This is a genomic window from Streptomyces sp. NPDC006283, from assembly GCF_040613325.1.
GTDB lineage: Bacteria > Actinomycetota > Actinomycetes > Streptomycetales > Streptomycetaceae > Streptomyces.
This window is the reverse complement of record NZ_JBEXRZ010000358.1, coordinates 1-3,918: the sequence shown is the minus strand read 5'-3', so window position 1 is coordinate 3,918 and position 3,918 is coordinate 1. Positions and strand designations below refer to the sequence as shown.

3 protein-coding genes and 2 pseudogenes are annotated in these 3,918 nt (G+C 69.9%); 3 read left to right on the top strand and 2 right to left on the bottom strand.

What is annotated here, in order from left to right:
* Together ABZ070_RS35810 and ABZ070_RS35805 are read left to right on the top strand one after the other, a co-directional pair.
* Positions 1–265: VOC family protein (locus tag ABZ070_RS35810; RefSeq protein ID WP_356640210.1), on the top strand; the 265-nt coding region annotated here is incomplete at its 5' end.
* A 484-nt stretch (positions 266–749) separates the two neighbouring features.
* A pseudogene (locus ABZ070_RS35805) lies at positions 750–2,023 on the top strand (cation:proton antiporter).
* On the opposite strand, the gene ABZ070_RS35800 reads toward ABZ070_RS35805, so the two are convergent.
* Together ABZ070_RS35800 and ABZ070_RS35795 are read right to left on the bottom strand one after the other, a co-directional pair.
* Positions 2,006–2,869: a DUF427 domain-containing protein gene (locus ABZ070_RS35800; RefSeq protein WP_356640208.1), complete on the bottom strand. Its 864-nt coding sequence runs from the start codon at positions 2,867–2,869 to the stop codon at positions 2,006–2,008. The pseudogene ABZ070_RS35805 and the gene ABZ070_RS35800 overlap by 18 nt on opposite strands.
* Before the next feature lie 444 nt (positions 2,870–3,313).
* Positions 3,314–3,490 (bottom strand): hypothetical protein, encoded by a 177-nt coding sequence (locus ABZ070_RS35795; RefSeq protein WP_356640206.1) that lies wholly within the window; start codon positions 3,488–3,490, stop codon positions 3,314–3,316.
* On the opposite strand from ABZ070_RS35795, the pseudogene ABZ070_RS35790 reads away from it, so the two are divergent.
* Positions 3,489–3,808: pseudogene (locus ABZ070_RS35790) on the top strand (HNH endonuclease); the annotation flags it as partial. The gene ABZ070_RS35795 and the pseudogene ABZ070_RS35790 sit on opposite strands and share 2 nt — an antisense overlap.
* Positions 3,809–3,918 lie beyond the last annotated feature (110 nt).

Here is a 3,918-nt window from a genome sequence, read left to right as displayed (position 1 = left end):
CACCGACGATTTCATCCTGCTCGGCCAAGAGGGAGCTGCCGGACTGGGATTCAGCCGGCTCACCGACTACCGCCGCCCCACTTGGCCGGACCCCTCCCAGGAGAAGCAGGCCCATATAGAACTAGGCGTCGACGACTTGGACGCCGCTCAGGCTCGCCTGCTGGCTCTGGGGGCCGTCAAGCCCGAACTCCAGCCGGACCCCGACCGGTGGCGGGTCCTGCTGGATCCCGCAGGCCACCCGTTCTGCATCTCCACCCTGGTCTGAGCACGACCTGGAGCGCTCAGAACAGTACGGGGACAAAAGGACTCACTCGCTGTTCCCCGCGCCCGCGGGGTGGCCCCTACACGGCCAACGCGTCGGTCAGCGCCGCCGTCTGCTCGAGGGGCGGCCGGTAGGCGGGGGCCATGCGCAGGGCTGTGGTTCGGACATGCGGGCGTAGCGTTTGACGGTGTTCAGGCCCGGCCCAGGCGGTGGGAGCAGTCGATCCGTAAGCGTTCATCCCGTCGTCGCGCTGCTGCGGTGCACTGCCGAACGGACCGAACCGAACGCGTCCGCAGAACAGTTGCCCGCACAACCGCGGCTCGGCCCCTTCGCCCTGACCTCCGGGCGGACAAACGCCTGGGCAGTCGCGCGCATGAATCCCGGCCGGGCTGCCGCGCGTCGCCGAGGATCGCGGGCCACGCCTGGGGCCACACCTGGTGGGCGACGAGATCGCGCGTTCCGCATAGAAGGGCGACCATCGGACAGGATGGGCTGGGTGACGCTCTCTGATGCCGTGTATTTGGCGATGGGGATCGGTGCGCTCGGCGCGGCGGTCGTGCCGAGGCTCGTGTTCAGACGGCCGCTGTCGATGCCGATGGTGTTCCTCTCGTCCGGCATTTTCATTGCGCTGCTGCCGCTTCCGGTGCCGGTCGTGGACCCGGCGCGGGACAGGCTGTGGATCGAGCACGCGACGGAGCTGTGCGTGATCGTGTCGTTGATGGGAGCGGGTCTGGCGCTGAACCGGCCGTTCGGGTGGCGCCGTTGGGCCGGGCCGTGGCGGCTGCTGGGCATCAGTCTGCCGCTGACCATCGCGGGGACCGCGGTTCTCGGCATGCTGCTGCTGGACTGGCCGCCGGCGCTCGCCCTCCTGGCCGCCTCGGTGCTCGCGCCGACCGATCCCGTGCTGGCGGCGGAGGTGAGGGTCGGGGAGCCCACTGACGCCGAGAACGACGAGGACGAAGTGCGGTTCACCCTGACCGCCGAAGCCGGGCTGAACGACGGGCTGGCTTTCCCTTCGTGCTCGCTGCCCTTGCACTGGCCTCGGCGGCCGGTTCCGGCTGGTCGGGGGACTGGGTCGGCGGGTGGCTCCTCGTCGACGTGACCTTCAGGATCGCTGTCGGAGTGACGGTGGGCCTCGTGACCGGGTGGCTACTGGGCCGGATGTTCTTCCGCGCACGAGCCGGCGCGCTGCGGCTGTCGGAGCACATGGAGGGCTTCGTCGCTCTCGGAGCGACTTTCGTGACCTACGGAATCGCCGAACTCCTGAACGGGTACGGCTTCCTCGCCGTCTTCGTCACCGCATGCACGATCCGATCGGCCGAGCGCAGCCACGGCTACCACCGGGTGCTGCACGAGTTCACCGAACAGATCGAACGGCTGTTGACCGCTTTCCTGCTCTTCGGCCTCGGGGGCTTCCTCGCCTCCGCGGGCCTGCCGAATCTCACCTGGCAGGGCGCCCTCGTCGGCGTCCTGCTCGTGCTTGTCGTCCGGCCTGCCGCGGGCTGGATCGGCCAGCTCGGCTTTCCCGCCGGGCCCCGGGAGCGGCTGGTCACCGCCCTGTTCGGCATCCGCGGCATCGGCTCACTCTTCTATCTCGCCTACGCCCTCGGCCACAGCGACGAGTTCGCCGCCCACGCGCAGCAGCTCTGGTCCGTCGTCGCTTTCACCGTGCTCGTCTCCGTCGTGGTGCACGGCACCGCAGCCACACCGGTCATCCGCCGCCTCGACCGGATGCGCCGCACCTCACCCACGCCGCCCTGACCGGCAACGGTTGCTCACCGCCGAGCCGCTCGACGGCTTGCTGAAGAAGCTGACCGGGCGCTGCTGCCGCTCCCCGTCGACGACAATGTCCACGGACTCGTTGTAGAACGCCACCCGGTCCTTGATGATTTGCACGCAGGGCAGCGGGTCGGGATAGCTCCAGGCGATGTCGGGCCGCACGTCGCCGGTGCCCGCCCACGACCAGTATTCGGTCGCCACACCCTTGTACGGGCAGCGCGTTCGCGTATCGGTGGGGGTGAAGAGGTGGAGGCGGACGTCCTTCCTCGGAATGTAGTAACGAACCGGGAGACTCGTCTCGAACAGCAGAACCGGCGTGCGCGTGTCCGCGACGACAGTGCCCTCGATCTCGACCTGGACGTGCCGGGTGCTGGGAACCGCGTCGACCCGGCTGTAAGGGTCACGCGGGTGTACGAAGATCTCCTCGTCCTCTTCGTACCAGTGATCGAGAACCTCCCGCCCGAACCACTCGAAGCTGATGTAGTCGGCCAGCTCCTCGCTCGGGTAGGTCCACGCCGCCGCCCGGACGGTCCGGTCGTCGAGCACAAGATCGTAGAAGACCGTCGCTCCCTCGTGACGCCGCGGGTTGGCAGACCGCTCTGTCTTTCGCAGCAAGTCCATCCGGACGTCCGCGGCCGGGAAGGCGTACAGCGGTACGGGCCGACCGGGCTCCCACACAAGAACCGGCCGACGGCTGTCCACGACGGTGACCTCCCCCTTGGTCGCACGGACCCAGCGCTCACTCGGCTCCCAGAGCAGGCTGTCGATCGACGCGGACCGACGGCGTGTGGCCGGCACGGCTTCCGGGCCCCCTTCGGGTGTGGCCATCGGTCTCTCCTCCTCGCCCCAGCACTGCCCCCGCAAGCCGGTACGCCTGGTTCCGCGGCGCCGCGCCGGCATCCGATGTCCACGCTGCTCCGGATCGCGGCCGGCCGCAAACGCCACCTTCGGCGGCTCCGGGCCTCGGTGTCGGCAGGCCGACTGACGGGCGCGGTGCGACCTGCCCGGCTGTCAGGACGCCGGAGTAAGAACCCCCTAACCGCTTCACCGCCTGCTTCTGCTCCTTGCTCCAGCCAGGACTGTCGCCGCGGCCGCCGCTGGCCGCACCGGTGTGTGGAGCTGATGCCCGGCCAGCCGGCCATCGGCTTCGCACTCAACGGCAGGGTCCGGCACAGCGCGGCCAGCTCAGCGGTCGCCTGATGCAGGCGGGCCTGCGCGGCACGCAGATCGTCCGGGAATTCCATCTCCACCATTGGAACCTCCTTGGACCTCTCAGGTCAGCACGCTGGCCAGGCCCCGCCGCCGCGCCTGTTCCCGGCGCTGGACCGTGCGCAAACCCTCCAGCCGCTCCAGCTGGTACAGCACATTCGACGGCGACGACAGGCCGACATCCGCAGCGATCTCCCACAGCGACGGCGCCTCGCCGTGCGCAGCCACGTAGGAGCGCATCCAGCCCCCTGCCCTCGCGCCCACGCCGGCTCATGCCGCACCGGTCCTACTGCCCGATGCGCTGTCCGCCCTGCCCGTCGCCGACGAGAACCGGGCGGGATACACCCGCTCGCCCTTCAAGCACTGGAACGCCGGCCTCGAGGCCACCGACGGCTGAAAACCGCCAGGAGGTCCTGCTCGCCGAGGTGATCGAAGCACCGACCGCCAGGGGCCGGCTGCTCGATCACCGGAGGAAAGTGGCGCTCCTACTACGACGGCCAGACGGTCACCTCGGCGAGTGCCCTCGACATCGACCACATGGTCCCGCTCGCCGAGGCCGGGGCTGGCCGCGGCGTGGTCGCCGTGCGGAACAGGGGCGGTCCGGCACACGGGTGCCAGCCGCCAGATGCGGGCGATCTCCTCGTCGGGCGCCTCTGAGCGCAGCGCGG

Coding starts and splice junctions, on each gene's coding strand:
- ABZ070_RS35800 (WP_356640208.1), bottom strand. CDS start 2,869: ATGGCCACACCCGAAGGGGGCCCGGAAGCCGTGCCGGCCACACGCCGT.
- ABZ070_RS35795 (WP_356640206.1), bottom strand. CDS start 3,490: ATGCGCTCCTACGTGGCTGCGCACGGCGAGGCGCCGTCGCTGTGGGAG.